Raw genomic sequence first — 16,694 nt, 5'->3', positions numbered from 1 at the left:
AGCGGCGCTGGCCGAATCGCGTCAGAAAACAATCACAGGCCGGCTCTGGCCATCGCCTCACGCGTCAGGCGCCGGGACAGTTCGCGGCGTTTGTACGCGATGCCGTCGTACAACTCCAGATAGCGTTCCTCGCTCAGCGGTGCGTCGTCGAACAGGTCGCCGTCGGCAGGGATGCCCAGTGCTTCTGCCAGGGTCTGGATGCGGCGAGTCAGTGCGTGCATGTTCGTCCGTGCGGTCGGATTGGCCCACTCGGCCTTAGCGTCCTTGAGCTCATCGAGTTGCTCGCCTTGGCGATCGTATAGCCGATTATTTTCTGCGTATTGCTCCGGGTACGTTTTCAGCAAATGGTCTTCCCAGAAATTATCCGACCCCAGGCTGATCATTCCGTTGACCAGGCCATCGCCGGCTTCACCCTGGGTGATCGTGGCGTAGGCAGCGTCGAGTTTTTCATGCGTCACCCCCGAGCGCTTGCGGTACAGCATGTCGTCGGTTTGCCAGGGCAGTTGCAGGCGCTCAGCCAGACCGGTCTCGTAGGCCATATGGACTTCAACTTCATCAGGCGCCGGGATGCTCGGGTCGCTCTTATTGAGCGCCTCCTGAGTCTTGTACTCGAACGCCGCTTCATCGCTGACGCGATTCAGGCGTGCCGCACCGCGCGCCAGACGCACGAGACGGCCTTCCAGCACTGCAGGTGAAGTCGACTCTGTGTAGGCCTTGGATACCAACACTTTCATGCCCAGCGAGTTGAATAATTGCGCGCCGAGATCGCCGCAATCCCCGGGCGAGACAATCTGCCTGAACAGTGTATCGCGCAGTTTGGAGTCGACTGCGGCGGCATCGACCATTTCCCAGACCCGCCGGGTCAGTCGCCGGCGACCCTGATCGCTGCGGTAATCGGCGCTGTCGCGCTGCTTGCGAATCACGCTGAAAAAACCGGCCGAATCGGGCTCTGCGATCAGGTCATGCCAGGACTCCTTGCGCCAGGTGCTGAGCGCGCCGGACGGACCCATTCCAGTAGCGGGGGCGTCGCTGGGGAAATCGCTCCAGTAGCTGAGTTCGTCGTCCGCCGCGGGGGAATAATCCTGTACAAAAGACAGGCCGGCAGAGGTCCGGTACTCGCCTAAGCGCACCCGGTCTTCGTTGCTCAGCCGTGTCTGATCGAAGCGAGCCCGACTGAGCACGAAGGCCTGATCTGAGCCGGCTCTGACCGTCGGCAAGGTGTCGAGGGGCGCGCCACGCAAATCCAGCATCAGGCTGCGCGGGCGTGGTTTGGCCACTGAGTCGACAGTGAACAGACCTTCGGGCCAGGTCTGGATACGCGAATTGGCCAGGTGCAGGCGCGCCAAGTGATTCATCGCGCTGACATCGGGCGGCAGGTCCAGTGGGTTGCCGTTGAGGTTCAGGGTGCGCAGTCGGGTCAATCGGCCCAATTGCCGGTTGGCTTCGGCATTCAGCGTGATGCGGTTGTCGGCCAGATCCAGCTCCTCCAGGTTGGCCATCAGTCCGGTTACGGACGGCAGTTCGCGCAAATCGCATTGGCGAGCGCTCAGTTGGCGCAGGTTGGGGAAGTGGCTCAGCAGCACGCTGGGGTCCGGCGACAGGCGCGCCCGGTCGAGATTCAACGCCGTGATGCGATCGAAATACTTTTTCATCCCGGGGCGTTGGTACAGCGTTTGCCACCAGCGTTCCAGTTCCGGGCGGGCGATGGTCGAAGATAAATCCAGCGTGTAACCCTGGTCGGGATGCACGCTGCGTTCGCCGAAGATTTCACCCTGGCGATCAAAACATTCGATCAGGCGCTCCTCGATGTGCCGCCCGCCTTTTTGCATGAAATCCGCAGAAGCGCCGTAAATGGGTTCACCGTTGGCATCCACGCCGGCAGGGTAGCTTTCCCGCCAGCGCTGCAATTCGTTGTGCAACTGCGTTCGGTCATTTTCAAGGCTCGCGATGGCCTCGACCGGTTCGCCCTTGCGCTTGAGTGCCTCAACAAATGCGCTGACTTCCCGGGGGCTCATCTTCGGATAGAGGTCCTTGATCCTTTCTTCAGGTGTCGAGCGTCGAAAAAGGCGGGGCCAGCCGCGCACCAGTGTTTCGGTTTCGATGCTCACGGCTCGCTGAATCGGCGGTTCGGCCAACGCCGTGCGGCGGTTGGCGGGCGCTTGCGCCAGCTCCATCAACCACAGTTTGAACGGCCGGCCCTGGCCGCGCCTGTAGCCCACCGCAGACAGTGTTTCATCCGGCAAGGCGCGCAAAATCGCTTCGTAGAAATCGTCGGCGCCGTGCAGCTTGAGATTATTGGCGTCGAGCACTTCGTAACGGCCATGCTCGTCTCTGATCAAACGTCTGATGGTGGTCGCGTCATCCGGGCCGAGCTCACAACGCAACGGTCCTGCAGGGTGCCGTCGCGCACTTCGATCCGCAGGTGGCCGAAGGCGTCCGTATCGTTGCGCAAAGTGCTCAGCGCCAGCCGTTCGGTCATCGGTGTGGGTGGGGTGTCGCGGTAGAAACCGTCATAGGCGCGGCTGGCCGAGGCTTCGAAATCGAGTTCGCGGGCCTGATGTTTCAGGCGCAGCGGCAAGCGATGCTCGTCGCCGATGCGCTGCAATTCAGCCGGGCTGGCATCGCTCAGCAGCTTTTCCGCCAAGGGCAGCGGCAACTCGGGAAAACGCTGCTTGATGATACGAACCTTGCGTGTTCGCGGTCGGTCGGCGGCCTGATAGAAGCGTCTGGCAATGTCATCGCGGCCGGACTCTACCGCCTCGGCGAGCAAGTCGCGAAGGGCCTGCGGACGGGCGATCGCCGGCACGTCGCGCTTGAGCAGCGCGCGCATTTCGCCCTCGTTGAGGAAATCATTCAGAAGTTCGGGCAAGCGGCCGGCATTGAGATCCGCCTGGCTGATGGTCAGGGTGTCGGCTTCGCCTGCGGAGGGATCGCCGTATTGGCGCGAGTAGCCTTCCACCTGCTCGTAAGTCACTTTGATCGCGCGCCGACCGGGCCAGCCCGGCAAGCTGGTAGCGATCGGTTCGAACCAGTCGGCGGGTGGTTTGAGCGGGCGCCCGGCGCGAATGTCCGCGCTGGCGAGGCCCACGTCCGCGCGGGCGGTGAAGCGCTTGAGCGAATCGGTCAGCAACGGCGGCGGCGCGCTGCTGCTGTCATGCATGGCGCGCAGCTCATCGTGAGCGGTGCCGCTGCTGGCGCGGATCTGCTCCAGTTCGGTCGCGGAAAAACGCTCGACGCTGTGACCCAGGCGCGGCATCAAGGCGCTGTCGTGCCAGTCGAGCGGGTTCTCCGCCTCGTGCCGCCAGGCGCCCTGTGCGTTGTGTTCGAGGATCGGTTTATACGCGTTGGCTCGCTGCGGATGCTTGATGCGGTGAACGTTTGCAGATTGATGACTGAGCGCTTTTTCGACGCTGTAGAGCTTGCCCTCCAGCGGCAGAACGGTTTGGCTGCCCAACTGATGCAGGCCATGCGGGTCGGGTTTCGATGAAGAGGCCAGTTGCAGGTCGTTTTGCTCGTAAGGCGCAAGATCCGGGTGCCACAACGAGGCTTTGCCATCGGGCAGTTTCACCGGCTTCATTGCCTCGACCAACGGTGACAGCTTGAGTTTGAAGGCACTGCCGATTTGCGCACCGGCGCCGAATGCCGCCAGCTGAATCACGCTGCTCACCACACCGATGATGTGTTCGGCTGCCTCGATTTGCTGGCCCTGTACCAGATCGACCACGCCTTCGACCACTTCCCGAGTCAGTTGATACGCGCTGTAGGCGAGCATCAGTTCGCCGAGACCGGGCACGAACGGTGTGGCAATCAGCAGCGCGACGTTGAAAATGTCCGAAACGATTTTCTTGAAGTTGTCCCACCACGCCCAACGCGCCTGGCTGTCGGTGTCAGCGGTGGACACGGCGATCTCGCGGCCGTCATTGAGAATCTTGTCGAGTTTGCGTAGATAAGCGTGTTGCCAGTAATCACCCTGCAGGCGGGTCTCAGCGAGCCGCAGATTCGGGCTGTCCACCGGGTCCTTGCGCCATGGCGGGCGTTGGTCGGTCGAGCTTTCAGGCGGGTGATACCTGACAACGAACAGGCGTTGTTCCAGCTCGGCAAAGAAATGCCCGCGCTGTTGCTGGTCGATAAATTGACTGAAGAACTGGCGGTACGTTTGTCGCGTCGCAGGGCACAAGCGATCCTCGCGCAGCTGTCGGAGCAGTTCGCTGCCGAATGCCTTGAGCGAGTCGTATTGCTTCAGCGGATGATCCGGATCGTGTGGCACATAGGCGATCACGGGTCTTGCACCGGCAGCGTCGCTGGCACCGTGTGGCAACAGCATGATCCCGGTCATCGGCTGGTCGAGCAGCGACAGGTCGTACCAGCGAACCGGCCGCTGTGTGCCGGGGGCGAGAATTTGCTGGTGGCCAGGCGTAGCACCTTTTTGTGTGCATCGTCCTCGATGTCGCCCCTGATCAGCGCCATGTGCGCCGCGACGACAAGGGCGTCCTTCTGGCTTTGCAACACCTGGTAGCGCAGCAGACTTTCGGCCAGCGGCTGGGCTGGCAACAGCGTGCCTTCCAGATGCTTTTGGTACTGCGCACCCAGGTCCAGCTCGCGACACAGCGTCTGGAACTGTTGAATCGACATCTTGTGCCGGAGCGGCAAGACATCGAACAGACCACGCGCGTCGGGCTGGCTGATGTATTGCGAGTCGGGCCCGGCAATTTCCGTGCTGGCAAAGTTGTGCAGCGCGGCGTCCAGCAGCGATACCGTACGTGTGACGGCGCCAGCAGAAAGGTCAAGCGCATACCAGGGCGTGGCTGCCGGAATGTACAGGCGCAGCCAGGTGGTTTTGACATCCGGTTCGATCCCGTACACGTCTTTTATTTTTGCCTTGAGCAAGGGTTCGGCGAAGGTGTACAGGTCGATTTTCGCCAGCAGGTGATCAACCGCGTTCTGCGAGCCCCACGCCTTGAGATTGGCGGCGGCGAGCCGTTGCTGATCCTTGGCAGAGGCTGTCTGGTACCACGGCTCGATATTGAAAGGCGTGGCGGCCAGCGCTTCGGCGCGACTGACGGTTGCGGTCTTGAACGGAGTACTGACGGCGGATTTGATGAATTCGTAGTGGCGCCCTTGGTCTGGGTTGTCATCCGGCACGGGAGAGAGGGGCATGGCAATCATCCTTGATTGGTTGAGGAATGATCAGCCTACCCACGACGGGGCAAAACAAAAGTTCAAAGAACGGGAGGCAAACGGCGTTCCAGCGCCGTAACCCGACGAAAATTCGAATCGGAAAAATGCAGGGTTACCACCTGCGAAAGTAAAAAAACCTCACCCTGAAGCGTTTACCCCGACACGCTTTGTTACCTCAAGCTGCGCTGACCGTGCTCGACCAGCGCCACATCGGTGTTTTGCGCAGGGCGGCATTGCGAATCGCTGCCCGGTTGCAGATGCGGCGTGAGAATCGGCGCCATGCCCTTGAGCACCTGTGTGGGCAGGGCCGAGGTGAACTTGAAGTTTTCCGCCGAGCGCCCCGGAACGAACGCGGTCAGGGTGCCGAAATGGTGATCGCCGATGTAGAACACAAACGTCGCGGTGCGGTTGATCGACTTCGAACTGATGATCCGCCCACCGGAGCCAATCGCGGCAATGCGGTTGTCGCCGGTACCGGTTTTGCCACCCATCGCCAGCGGCGTGCCGTCGGGCAATTTGAAACTGCCGGACACACGTTTTGCGGTACCGGCATCGACCACTTGCGACAGTGCCTCGCGCATGGCTCGGGCCACCTCCACCGGCATTACCCGTTTGCCGACGTGCGGGTCGTTGACCAGTTTCGTTTCATAGGGTGTACCGGCGGCGAAATGCAGGCTGTCGATGCGCAGCGTCGGCATGCGCACGCCGTCGTTGAGGATGGTGCCGATCAGCTCGGCGAGGGCGGCGGGGCGATCCCCGGAGCTGCCGATGGCGGTGGCCAGCGACGGCACGAGGTGATCGAACGGGTAGCCGACTTTCTGCCAGCGCTGGTGAATGTCGAGGAACGCTTCGATCTCGAGCATGGTGCGAATGCGACTGTCGCGCGCGCCTTTGTGCCGGCTCTTGAACAGCCAGCTGTAGACTTCCTGACGCTCGAAATGGCTGGCCTTGACGATCTCGCTGAAAGTCGCCTCCGGGTGATGCAGCAAGTAGCCCATCATCCACAAGTCCAGCGGATGCACCTTGGCGATGAAGCCTTGGTCAGGCAGATCGTAACTGCCGGGGCCGTAGGCATCGTAGAGGCGGATCAGGCGATCATCGGTAAGCTTCTCCTTGAGCTTGGCGCCTTTTAGGTGTGCGCGAACAAAGCTGTTGAAATCTTCCTGGCTGGCGTCGGGCAACAGATAACGGTGCACCGCCGCCATGCGAATCGGCGTCGGCCGAATGCTGTCGAGGAAAGTTTCCAGACGTGCCTGGGTGTCCTTGTTTTTGTACTTTTTCCAGAATTTGAGCAGGAACGAAGTGCCTTCGCGGTCGGCAAAACTGGCCAGGTATTCCTGACGGCGCGGGTCGCGATCATCCTTGAGCAACTCGGCATTGGGCCCTGAGTAGGTTGTGTAACGGACGATGTCACGCATCAGGCGAATGAACGGCAGGTTGATCGACTCGCGCAACGAGTCGCGCAAAGTGGGCAGGCGCCCGTTGTCCTCTTTGCGGAAGTTATGGAAGGTGTGCAGACCGCCACCGGTAAAAAACGCTTCGCCGGGGCTCGCCGAATACTTGCGATCCAGCGCAGCGCCGAGCAGCTTGGACAGGTCGTGATCCTTGTTCTGGATCAGGTAATCGACGACCCACTGGCTGAGGCGGTCCTGCTCCGGCACTTCGACCTTCTTCAATTGCGCCACGCTCATCGCGCCGTACTTGTCGTGCAGCTCGGCGATGATCTGCAGGTAGGTGGTCAGCACGCGCATTTTTGCCGTGGAACCCAGTTCGAGTTTGCTGCCTTCGTTGATGTCGAACGGTTGATCGGTGCTGTCGGTCTGCACGCGCACCCGTGAGCCGTCCGGCGTCAGTTCGAACAGGGTGAAGCTGTAGCGCACTTGCGTGGTGCTGGTCGGCGTCAGCAGGCGTTCACCAAGCAGGCCGATTTCGGCGGCGTAGGCCGGGTCGGCGAGTTTTTTCAGATAGGCAGTGGCCTGGGTTTGCAGATCGCCCTGCAAGGTGCTGGTGGCCGACAGGTCGAGGCGATCGAGGTCGTACAGCGGCCGGTTGAGCATGCTCGCCAGACGACTGCGGGCGACGCTGATGCCTTTGTTGGTTTCGATCGGCTGCATCGTTGGTTGGGTCTGCCAGTCGCGATACGACACGGTACTCGCCAGCGCAGCGTCGGCCAGAGTGCTGTCGATCACGCCGTTCTGCTTGAGCAGGCGCAGGTGGCTGTCGGTGAGGCTGGCCAGTTCGTCGCGACCCTTGGTCAGGTAATGCGAAGGGCGGCGCTGGGCGATCATCAGCGAGAGCATTTCGCGCAGGGCCAGCCCTTTGGCGGCCATGGTTTGCGGGTCGGTTGCCGGGCTGTTCAACTGTTCGTTGGCCTTGTTGAAATCACTGCCGTACCAGACGCGCAAACCTTCGGCCATGCCGTGCACTTCGCCATGGCCGGGTACCGCCGAGAGCGGCACGCTGTTGAGGTAATCGCGAACGATGTTCTGCCGCGCGCCAAGCGTCTCCGGGCCGTCCTGATACGCGCGCACGCTGGCAGAAATCATCTGGCGGATCTTCTCCGCGCCGGACACGGTCAGGCCGTCGGGCGAATGGCGATACTTTTCCAGTTGCGTCGCCAGGGTGCTGCCACCGGCCGATTGCCCGGGCAGGTGCAGCAGCTTCGCCACTTGCGACCACGCGGCCATGCCGAAGCGCGGCCAGTCCACCGCCGGGTTGGCCAGCGGCTGTTTCGGGTCGAGAAGAAAACGGTTTTCGATGAACAGCAGACTGCTCACCACCACCGGCGGAATCGCTGCGAAGTCGGCATACAGTTGCTGCGGATAGTTGTACCGATACAGCGGCGCGCCTCGGCAATCGGTGATCGACAGCCCGGCCTGAATCTTTTCCGAATACGGCACGAACAGGCCTTTGTCGGTGTAACCGAGCAGGGCAGGGGAGAAGCGCGTCTGCTCGGTGATCACATAGTTGCGCTTGAGCAGGCGCGGCAGGAATTCGTCGAGTGAGCTGTAACCCAGACGCAGATCGAAAGGACCGTTGCCCGGATAGTGGATCGCTTCGCTGGGGCCGGGCTCGAGCCTGTAGGTCAGCGAAGCGGCGTACTGACTCAGCTCCCGCGCCTGAAAACGCGAGGTGCGCATTTCCTTGGATGCGGCAAGTCCCACCACCACCGCGATGATCACCAGCAACAACCAGAAAGCCTTCCACCCGTGCCGGCTGCGGCGGGGTTTTTCAGGGACAGGCGCTTCATCCACACGTTCAGTCGGAACCACGGTTTTACTCGAATCGGTTTGCCACAAAGCACCCATAGTCGACTGATCCATTCACGCAGATTGATCGGACTTGTCTGAAGCTTAGACGGTGGTTGAAGCCGGTGAAAAAAATGTGAAGAGCGGAGCCTGCGCTTTATCTGAATAAAACTGGAACAAACACTGTGGCGAGGGGATTCACCCCGTTGGGCCGCGAAGCGGCACCAAAACCTGCCAACACGGTTTCTACAGGCCCACCGCGTGTGAGCAAGTTGCGACTGCTGCGCAGCCGAGCGGGGATAAATCCCCTCACCACAAAGAGACTGTTCACATCCCCATGATGTGTCTGTGCGAGCAATGGACTCCCTGTGGCTAGCAGATTTATCAGTCTTGCAGGGACTCCCTGTGGCGAGGGGATTTATCCCCGTTGGGCTGCAAAGCGGCCCCAAAACCTGCCAACACGGTTTCTACAGGCCCACCGCGTGTCAGCGAGTTGCGCCTGCTTCGCAGTCGAGCGGGGATAAATCCCCTCACCACAAGGATGCTGTGCACATCCCGGGAAGTTGTCTGTGTGAGGAAAGGACTCCCTGTGGCTGGCAGATTTATCAGTCATGCAGGGACTCCCTGTGGCGAGGGGATTCATCCCCGCTGGGCTGCGAAGCGGCCCCAAAACCTGCCAACACGGTTTCTACAGGCACACCGCGTCTGAGGAAGTTGCGCCTGCTGCGCAGTCGAGCGGGGATAAATCCCCTCGCCACAAGGATGCTGTTCACATCCCCATGATGTGTCTGTGCGAGCAATGGACTCCCTGTGGCTAGCAGATTTATCAGTCATGCAGGGATTCCCTGTGGCGAGGGGATTCATCCCCGTTGGGCTGCGAAGCGGCCCCAAAACCTGCCAACACGGTTTCTACAGGCACACCGCGTGTAAGGAAGTTGCGCCTGCTGCGCAGTCGAGCGGGGACTCCCTGTGGCGAGGGGATTCATCCCCGTTGGGCTGCGAAGCAGCCCTAAAACCTGCCGGCACTGTTTCTACTGGCCCACCGCGTGTGAGGAAATTGCGCCTGCTGCGCAGTCGAGCGGGGATAAATCCCCTCGCCACAAGGATGCTGTTCACATCCCCATGATGTGTCTGTGCGAGCAATGGACTCCCTGTGGCTAGCAGATTTATCGGTCATGCAGGGATTCCCTGTGGCGAGGGGATTCATCCCCGTTGGGCCGCGAAGCAGCCCCAAAACCTGCCAACACGGTTTCTACAGGCACACCGCGTGTAAGGAAGTTGCGCCTGCTGCGCAGTCGAGCGGGGACTCCCTGTGGCGAGGGGATTCATCCCCGTTGGGCTGCGAAGCAGCCCTAAAACCTGCCGGCACTGTTTCTACTGGCCCACCGCGTGTGAGGAAATTGCGCCTGCTGCGCAGTCGAGCGGGGATAAATCCCCTCGCCACAAGGATGCTGTTCACATCCCCATGATGTGTCTGTGCGAGCAATGGACTCCCTGTGGCTAGCAGATTTATCGGTCATGCAGGGATTCCCTGTGGCGAGGGGATTTATCCCCGTTGGGCTGCAAAGCAGCCCCAAAACCTGCCAACACGGTTTCTACAGGCACACCGCGTGTGAACAAGTTGCGCCTGCTTTGCAGCCGAGCGGGGATAAATCCCCTCACCACAAAGAGACTGTTCACATCCCCATGATGTGTCTGTGCGAGCAATGGACTCCCTGTGGCTAGCAGATTTATCAGTCTTGCAGGGACTCCCTGTGGCGAGGGGATTCATCCCCGTTGGGCTGCGAAGCAGCCCTAAAACCTGCCGGCACTGTTTCTACTGGCCCACCGCGTGGAGGAAGTTGCGACTGCTTCGCAGTCGAGCGGGGATAAATCCCCTCGCCACAAGGATGCTGTTCACATCCCCATGATGTGTCTGTGCGAGCAATGGACTCCCTGTGGCTAGCAGATTTATCAGTCTTGCAGGGACTCCCTGTGGCGAGGGGATTCATCCCCGTTGGGCTGCGAAGCAGCCCCAAAACCTGCCAACACGGTTTCTACACGCACACCGCGTGTAAGGAAGTTGCGCCTGCTGCGCAGTCGAGCGGGGGATAAATCCCCTCGCCACAAAGAGGCTGTTCACATCCCGGGAGTTTGTCTGTGTGAGGAAGAAATCCACCTATTCCATAGCACTATTGCGCTCAGAGCCAGCAGGCATCCCAAAGCGGGTAGTCACCGAGGTTATCGACCAGCCCGGCTCGCAAGGGATTATTGATGATGTAGCGGGCGAAGGGCTCCAGGTCCTCGCCGTCACGGATCGCACGGTCGTGGTAGCCGGTTTGCCACAGCGGTCCGTGACGTCCGGTTTTTCTGTTAACCGCATGCGTACAGCGAGCCTTTACACCGCCAATGACTTCACCAAGTGAGCCGCGTTGCAATTGCATCAGCCAATGAAAGTGGTCAGGCATGACAACCCAGGCGATGGATTGCGCGACTCCTTGCTCATGAGCCCGGCGCAGTTCGGCAACCAGTAATCGGCCGGCCTGCCAATCTGCAAATACGGGCTGGCGTTCGTGGATGACTGAGGTGATGAAGTAGGCACGACCGTTTTCCGAGAAACGACCTTGGCGCAGACGGTGGGAGTTGGGACAGACTGGCATGTGAGCTTCCTTGCATGTGCTCCTGGCTTTTTCAAAGGTTAGTGGTTGGCCGCCCCGGTCGGCGCTGCAACTGTTGAGCGAAATTTCTGAATCCGTCGGGCGATTTATCCGTGATCAAGCGAGGCGAGACATCACACAGTGGATCAAATGCCCTAGGGCTGAAACATGACGCTGCACCATCGCTGTGCAATACTTCTCGGCTTTTTCAGTGGCGACTTTTCCTACGTAATGCAGGTAATGCCTCTCCGCGGAACCCACTATTGCCGAGAGTTGTCGCTGAATGTTGTGACTTTTAGAGTGAAAAATCCTGCCCTGAGCTTTTTATACTGCACGCCCCGCTGATCTTTCAGGCCCGCCCTGCAAGACGCGTCTGCCCACGAAGCCGACGCGGTTTCCTGCCCAGCCAAGGCCTATCGGCCGACGCTTCGAAACCCGGTGGTCATATCCAATAACAAGACGAGGTTGTACCCCTATGCCAGTTGGCAATCCTCAGCCGTACGGCGACACCGCTTCGGGCGGTCCGCTCAAACGTGAACTCGGCGAACGGCATATCCGCCTGATGGCGCTCGGTGCCTGTATCGGCGTCGGTCTGTTTCTCGGTTCGGCCAAAGCCATCGAAATGGCCGGCCCGGCGATCATGCTGTCTTACATTCTTGGCGGTCTGGCGATCCTGGTGATCATGCGCGCGCTCGGCGAAATGGCCGTGCATAACCCGGTGGCCGGCTCGTTCAGCCGCTACGCGCAGGATTACCTCGGGCCGCTGGCCGGCTTTCTCACCGGCTGGAACTACTGGTTCCTGTGGCTGGTGACGTGTGTCGCGGAAATCACTGCGGTGGCGGTCTACATGGGCATCTGGTTCCCGGATGTGCCGCGCTGGGTCTGGGCCTGGCGGCGCTGATCAGCATGGGCTCGATCAACCTGATCGCGGTGAAAGCCTTCGGCGAATTCGAATTCTGGTTCGCCCTGATCAAGATCGTCACCATCATCGCCATGGTCATCGGCGGCGTCGGCATCATCGCCTTCGGGTTCGGCAACGATGGCGTGGCACTGGGCATCTCCAACCTGTGGGCCCACGGCGGTTTCATGCCCAACGGCGTAACCGGTGTGCTGATGTCGCTGCAAATGGTCATGTTCGCCTACCTCGGTGTCGAGATGATCGGCCTGACTGCCGGTGAAGCGAAGAATCCGCAAAAGACCATTCCCGACGCGATCGGCTCGGTGTTCTGGCGGATCCTGCTGTTCTACGTCGGTGCGCTGTTCGTCATCCTGTCGATCTACCCGTGGAACGAAATCGGCACCCAGGGCAGCCCGTTCGTGATGACCTTCGAGCGTCTGGGCATCAAGACCGCGGCTGGCATCATCAACTTCGTGGTGATTACTGCGGCGCTGTCGTCGTGCAACGGCGGCATCTTCAGCACCGGGCGCATGCTCTACAGCCTGGCGCAGAACGGCCAGGCCCCGGCCGGTTTCGCCAAGACCTCGAACAACGGCGTGCCGCGCCGGGCGCTGCTGCTATCGATCGCGGTGCTGTTGCTGGGCGTAGTGCTCAACTATCTGGTGCCGGAAAAAGTCTTCGTCTGGGTCACCTCGATCGCGACCTTCGGTGCGATCTGGACCTGGGTGATGATCCTCCTCGCCCAGCTGAAATTTCGCAAAGGCCTGAGCGCCAGCGAGCGGGCCGGCCTCAAGTACAAGATGTGGCTGTACCCGGTCAGTTCGTATTTCGCCCTGGCGTTTCTGGTGTTGGTGGTCGGCCTGATGGCGTACTTCCCCGACACCCGCGTGGCACTGTATGTCGGGCCGGCGTTTCTGGTATTGCTGACAGTGTTGTTTTACGTGTTCAAGTTGCAGCCGACGCAAGTGTCGCAAGGTTCGGTGCGTTCGGTTTCTTGAATCCTGACGCCTGAAAACCACAAAGCCCCGGTCGCAAGATCGGGGCTTTTTTGGTTCACGCGAGCTGATCGCCAGTCTTACGCCGCTACCACTTCCTGCGGCTCAAAACTGTCCGCCCGCGCCATCTGCCACATCCGCGAATAGAACTCGCCATTCACTTCGCCGGTAAGCAGTTCCCCCGGTTTCAGAAACACATGCAGCTGCGAGAACAACTTGATCTCGGTCGCCGACATGCGCCGCACCAGATGCTTGGCCGACAGTTGCGACGGATGCTCGAGTCCGGCCGCAGCGAGCATCTCCGCCAGCGCTTTCAGCGTGCTGCGATGGAAGTTGTAGACGCGCTGGGCTTTGTCCGGCACCACCAGGGCGCGCTGGCGCAAGGCGTCCTGGGTGGCGACGCCGGTCGGGCATTTGTTGGTGTGGCACGACTGTGACTGGATGCAGCCGATCGCGAACATGAAGCCGCGCGCCGAGTTGGCCCAGTCGGCGCCGATGGCCAGCACGCTGGCGATGTCGAAGGCGCTGACGATCTTGCCGCTGGCGCCGAGTTTGATCTTGTCGCGCAGGTTCAGGCCGACCAGCGTGTTGTGCACGAACAGCAGGCCCTCGCGCATCGGTACACCGATGTGGTCGGTGAACTCGACCGGCGCTGCGCCAGTGCCGCCTTCCTTGCCATCGACGACGATGAAGTCGGGAAGGATGCCGGTTTCCAGCATGGCCTTGGCAATGCCCATGAATTCCCACGGATGGCCGAGGCAGAACTTGAAGCCCACCGGCTTGCCACCGGACAGTTCGCGCAGTTGCTGGATGAACTGCATCATTTCGATCGGCGTGGAAAACGCACTGTGGCGCGACGGCGAAACGCAGTCCTCGCCCATCAGGATGCCGCGGGTCTCTGCGATTTCTTTGGTGACCTTGTGCTTGGGCAGGATACCGCCGTGGCCGGGTTTGGCGCCCTGGCTCATCTTGATTTCGATCATGCGCACTTGCGGGTTCTGTGCCTGCACGGCGAAGCGCTCCGGGTCGAAACGGCCGTCGCTGGTGCGGCAGCCGAAGTAGCCGCTGCCCAGTTCCCAGGTCAGGTCGCCGCCGTGTTCGCGGTGATACGGGCTGATGCTGCCTTCACCGGTATCGTGGGCGAAGTTGCCGAGTTTCGCGCCCTGGTTCAGCGCACGGATGGCATTGGCGCTGAGTGAGCCGAAGCTCATCGCCGAGATATTGAAGATCGACGCCGAGTATGGCTGCGTGCACTGCGGCCCGCCGACAGTGACACGGAAACCGTTCGGGTCGCTCAACGGCGCCGGGCGCATCGAGTGGCCGATGAATTCGAAGCCGGACTGATAGACGTCGATCAGCGTGCCAAACGGTTTGTCGGCGGTTTCGTTTTTCGCGCGCGAGTACACCAGCGAACGCTGGGCGCGGGAGAAGGGCAGGGCATCACTGTCGGATTCGAGCAGGTACTGGCGAATCTCCGGGCGGATACCTTCGACCAGATAACGGATATTGCCCAGAATCGGATAATTGCGGCGCACTGCGTGACGCGTCTGCAGCAGGTCAAACACGCCGAGCAGGCTCAGCACAGCGGTGACGGCGCTGATCGGCCACAGCCAGTCATGTTCGAGGAAGGGCAGGCTGGCGAGGGTGAAAATCACACAGACGGCAAAGAAGGCGTAGCGGCTCAGCAAAGACAGGCTCATACGGTTTCCTTGGGTTCGGACTCAAATTTGTGCAACGGCACACATCCCTGTGGGAGCGAGCCTGCTCGCGAAAGCGACCTGTCAGTAGAAAAATTATTTTCTGACCCGACGCATTCGCGAGCAGGCTCGCTCCCACAAAAAGCGTGAATCACACTGTTTCAGGCGTTCTGCGCCTGTAGAAAAATCGAAAACAGCTCGGACTGGGATTTGATCCCCAGCTTGCTGTACATGTGTTTCTTATGGACTTTCACGGTTTCCACGGAGATTTCCAGCTTACGGGCGATTTCCTTGCTGGAACAACCGCTGAGCATCAAACGCCCGACATCCAGCTCGCGCGCGGTCAGTTGTGCACCTTTGAGCTGTTGCACCGACGCTTCCAGTTGCACCCGCCAGTCTGCCTGCGCAGGTGCGACGGCGAGGGCCACGGTTTCGTTGATTTCGTAGGGCAGACGTTGGCGCAACAGGCCCAGTACCCACGGCTGAATCAAAGACAGCAAAGCGATCTGTTCGCCAGTGAAACGTTTTTCACTGCCCAGCGACAGGCACAGCGTGCGCTCGCCTTCGAGCTGGCAATTGAACTGGATTTCGTCGGCCACCACATTCAGACGAAAGTATCGCTGGTAATACTCGGTCAGCTCGAAATGCTCCGGCGCGACTTCCGAGAGGCGATACAGGCCGGTGCGCGACTGCTCGCGGCAGGCGATGTAGAACGGATCGAGCAGATACAGCCCGCGCAGATAATCCTGGAACAACGGGTCCGGGCTGCCATCTTCGCCGGGGCATTCGGCGAACACTTGCGGGTGCTGATCGGCGCTGAACAGCAGCACCACCCAGCTATCGAACGCTACGTACTGCTCGAGCAAACGCAGCAGTTGCGCCCAGAAATTCGGCTTGTCGAGCGCGTCGATCAGTTGCCCGACGGCGCGGTGCCAAGTGATGTCATTCAACGAAAGTGTCATCGATCTACCCCTATCGGGTTACCCCGGCCGCGTGATTCCCTGGCCGGTTGCTTGCTGCGCATACTGGCCCACAGACAGGCACCGGGCAATCCTTCAAGGCCGGCGCAGATAACAAGGGATACCCATGAAAGTAGAACTCGCCCAATTGGCAGGCCGTGACAACGACACGGCTTACAACCTGGAACGCGCACTGGCGGCGATTGCTGCCTGCGCGGCCGACACGCAGATGATCGTGTTCCCGGAAACCCACCTGATGGGCTTCCCCAACGCCAAAACCGTGACCCAGGTCGCCGAACCGCTAGACGGCCCGACCGTCAGCACGGTGCTCGCTGCAGCGCGTGAGAAGAACATCGCCGTGGTGATCGGCATGGCCGAGAACGACAACGGCCGCTTCTACAACACGACGCTGCTGATTACCCCCGAAGGCATCGCTCTGAAGTACCGCAAGACCCACCTGTGGGCTTCGGATCGCGGCGTGTTCGAAGCCGGCGACCGCTACGCCACCTGCGTATGGAACGGCGTACGCGTCGGCCTGTTGATCTGCTACGACATCGAGTTCCCGGAAACCGCCCGCGCCCTGGCGCAACTTGGCGTGGAATTGCTCATTGTCACCAACGGCAATATGGACCCGTACGGCCCGACCCACCGCACCGCAATCATGGCGCGCGCCCAGGAAAACCAGGCGTTTGCGCTGATGGTCAATCGCGTTGACGCGGGGGATGACGGTCTGGTGTTTGCCGGCGGCAGCGCCCTGGTCGATCCGCTGGGGGCGCTGCTGTTCGAGGCCGGACGCGAAGAAGGGCAGTTCAGGGTCGAGCTGGATTTCGCGCAACTGGAAATCGCGCGCAAGGATTATCGCTATCTGGATGATCAGCGTTTGAAGTTGCCGGGGGAGGTGGTGGAGCAGCAGGCTTGTGGATTGCGAGAGCTGCTGATTCCTGTGCGGTGATCCGAATGCTGTGCCGCTCGGGCTGACGCTTTCGCGAGCAGGCTCGCTCCCACAGGGGATTTGCTACGAGCAAAAAATCTGTGTTCACCACCGACACTGTGGGAGCGGGCTTGCCCGCGAAGAGGCCCGCT

At 60.7% G+C, this 16,694-nt stretch carries 8 protein-coding genes and 1 pseudogene; 2 read left to right on the top strand and 7 right to left on the bottom strand.

Annotated features, from left to right (window positions below; genetic code table 11):
* Window positions 1–32 precede the first annotated feature (32 nt).
* From ACZZZ4_RS03330 to ACZZZ4_RS03310, 5 genes are all read right to left on the bottom strand, one after another.
* Complete coding sequence (locus tag ACZZZ4_RS03330; protein ID WP_463547248.1) at window positions 33–2,384, bottom strand: NEL-type E3 ubiquitin ligase domain-containing protein; 2,352 nt, start codon at window positions 2,382–2,384, stop codon at window positions 33–35.
* Window positions 2,336–4,324 carry a hypothetical protein gene (locus ACZZZ4_RS03325; protein ID WP_463547247.1) on the bottom strand — a complete coding sequence of 663 codons (1,989 nt, stop codon included), beginning with the start codon at window positions 4,322–4,324 and terminating at the stop codon, window positions 2,336–2,338. The genes ACZZZ4_RS03330 and ACZZZ4_RS03325 overlap by 49 nt, the downstream gene beginning before the upstream one ends.
* A gap of 8 nt (window positions 4,325–4,332) precedes the next feature.
* Window positions 4,333–5,157, bottom strand: a complete 825-nt coding sequence (locus tag ACZZZ4_RS03320) for a dermonecrotic toxin domain-containing protein (RefSeq protein ID WP_463547246.1) — start codon at window positions 5,155–5,157, stop codon at window positions 4,333–4,335.
* A gap of 191 nt (window positions 5,158–5,348) precedes the next feature.
* Window positions 5,349–8,486 carry a transglycosylase domain-containing protein gene (locus tag ACZZZ4_RS03315; protein ID WP_463547245.1) on the bottom strand — a complete coding sequence of 1,046 codons (3,138 nt, stop codon included), beginning with the start codon at window positions 8,484–8,486 and terminating at the stop codon, window positions 5,349–5,351.
* A 2,120-nt stretch (window positions 8,487–10,606) separates the two neighbouring features.
* Window positions 10,607–11,065 (bottom strand): REP-associated tyrosine transposase, encoded by a 459-nt coding sequence (locus ACZZZ4_RS03310; protein ID WP_463547244.1) that lies wholly within the window; start codon window positions 11,063–11,065, stop codon window positions 10,607–10,609.
* 472 nt (window positions 11,066–11,537) lie between these two features.
* Between ACZZZ4_RS03310 and ACZZZ4_RS03305 the strand changes: the two are divergent.
* Window positions 11,538–12,958, top strand: a pseudogene (locus ACZZZ4_RS03305) (amino acid permease).
* 77 nt (window positions 12,959–13,035) lie between these two features.
* On the opposite strand, the gene ACZZZ4_RS03300 reads toward ACZZZ4_RS03305, so the two are convergent.
* Complete coding sequence (locus ACZZZ4_RS03300; RefSeq protein WP_463547243.1) at window positions 13,036–14,655, bottom strand: FMN-binding glutamate synthase family protein; 1,620 nt, start codon at window positions 14,653–14,655, stop codon at window positions 13,036–13,038.
* 158 nt (window positions 14,656–14,813) lie between these two features.
* Window positions 14,814–15,614, bottom strand: coding sequence for a helix-turn-helix transcriptional regulator (locus ACZZZ4_RS03295; protein ID WP_039758417.1), 801 nt, complete (start codon window positions 15,612–15,614; stop codon window positions 14,814–14,816).
* 124 nt (window positions 15,615–15,738) lie between these two features.
* Here ACZZZ4_RS03295 and ACZZZ4_RS03290 point away from each other — a divergent pair, with 124 nt between their 5' ends.
* Window positions 15,739–16,563, top strand: a complete 825-nt coding sequence (locus ACZZZ4_RS03290; protein WP_463547242.1) for a carbon-nitrogen hydrolase family protein — start codon at window positions 15,739–15,741, stop codon at window positions 16,561–16,563.
* The last annotated feature ends 131 nt before the right edge of the window (window positions 16,564–16,694 follow it).

Source organism: Pseudomonas sp. AC252 (genome assembly GCF_979258105.1).
Note: the sequence above shows the minus strand (reverse complement) of the source record. Positions and strands in the feature narration are given on the sequence as shown.

What these genes read in the sequence shown, in the direction of transcription:
- ACZZZ4_RS03300 (WP_463547243.1), bottom strand. Translation starts at nt 14,655, where the DNA reads ATGAGCCTGTCTTTGCTGAGCCGCTACGCCTTCTTTGCCGTCTGTGTG.
- ACZZZ4_RS03320 (WP_463547246.1), bottom strand. Translation starts at nt 5,157, where the DNA reads ATGCCCCTCTCTCCCGTGCCGGATGACAACCCAGACCAAGGGCGCCAC.
- ACZZZ4_RS03325 (WP_463547247.1), bottom strand. Translation starts at nt 4,324, where the DNA reads ATGCTGTTGCCACACGGTGCCAGCGACGCTGCCGGTGCAAGACCCGTG.
- ACZZZ4_RS03290 (WP_463547242.1), top strand. Translation starts at nt 15,739, where the DNA reads ATGAAAGTAGAACTCGCCCAATTGGCAGGCCGTGACAACGACACGGCT.
- ACZZZ4_RS03315 (WP_463547245.1), bottom strand. Translation starts at nt 8,486, where the DNA reads ATGGGTGCTTTGTGGCAAACCGATTCGAGTAAAACCGTGGTTCCGACT.
- ACZZZ4_RS03310 (WP_463547244.1), bottom strand. Translation starts at nt 11,065, where the DNA reads ATGCCAGTCTGTCCCAACTCCCACCGTCTGCGCCAAGGTCGTTTCTCG.
- ACZZZ4_RS03295 (WP_039758417.1), bottom strand. Translation starts at nt 15,614, where the DNA reads ATGACACTTTCGTTGAATGACATCACTTGGCACCGCGCCGTCGGGCAA.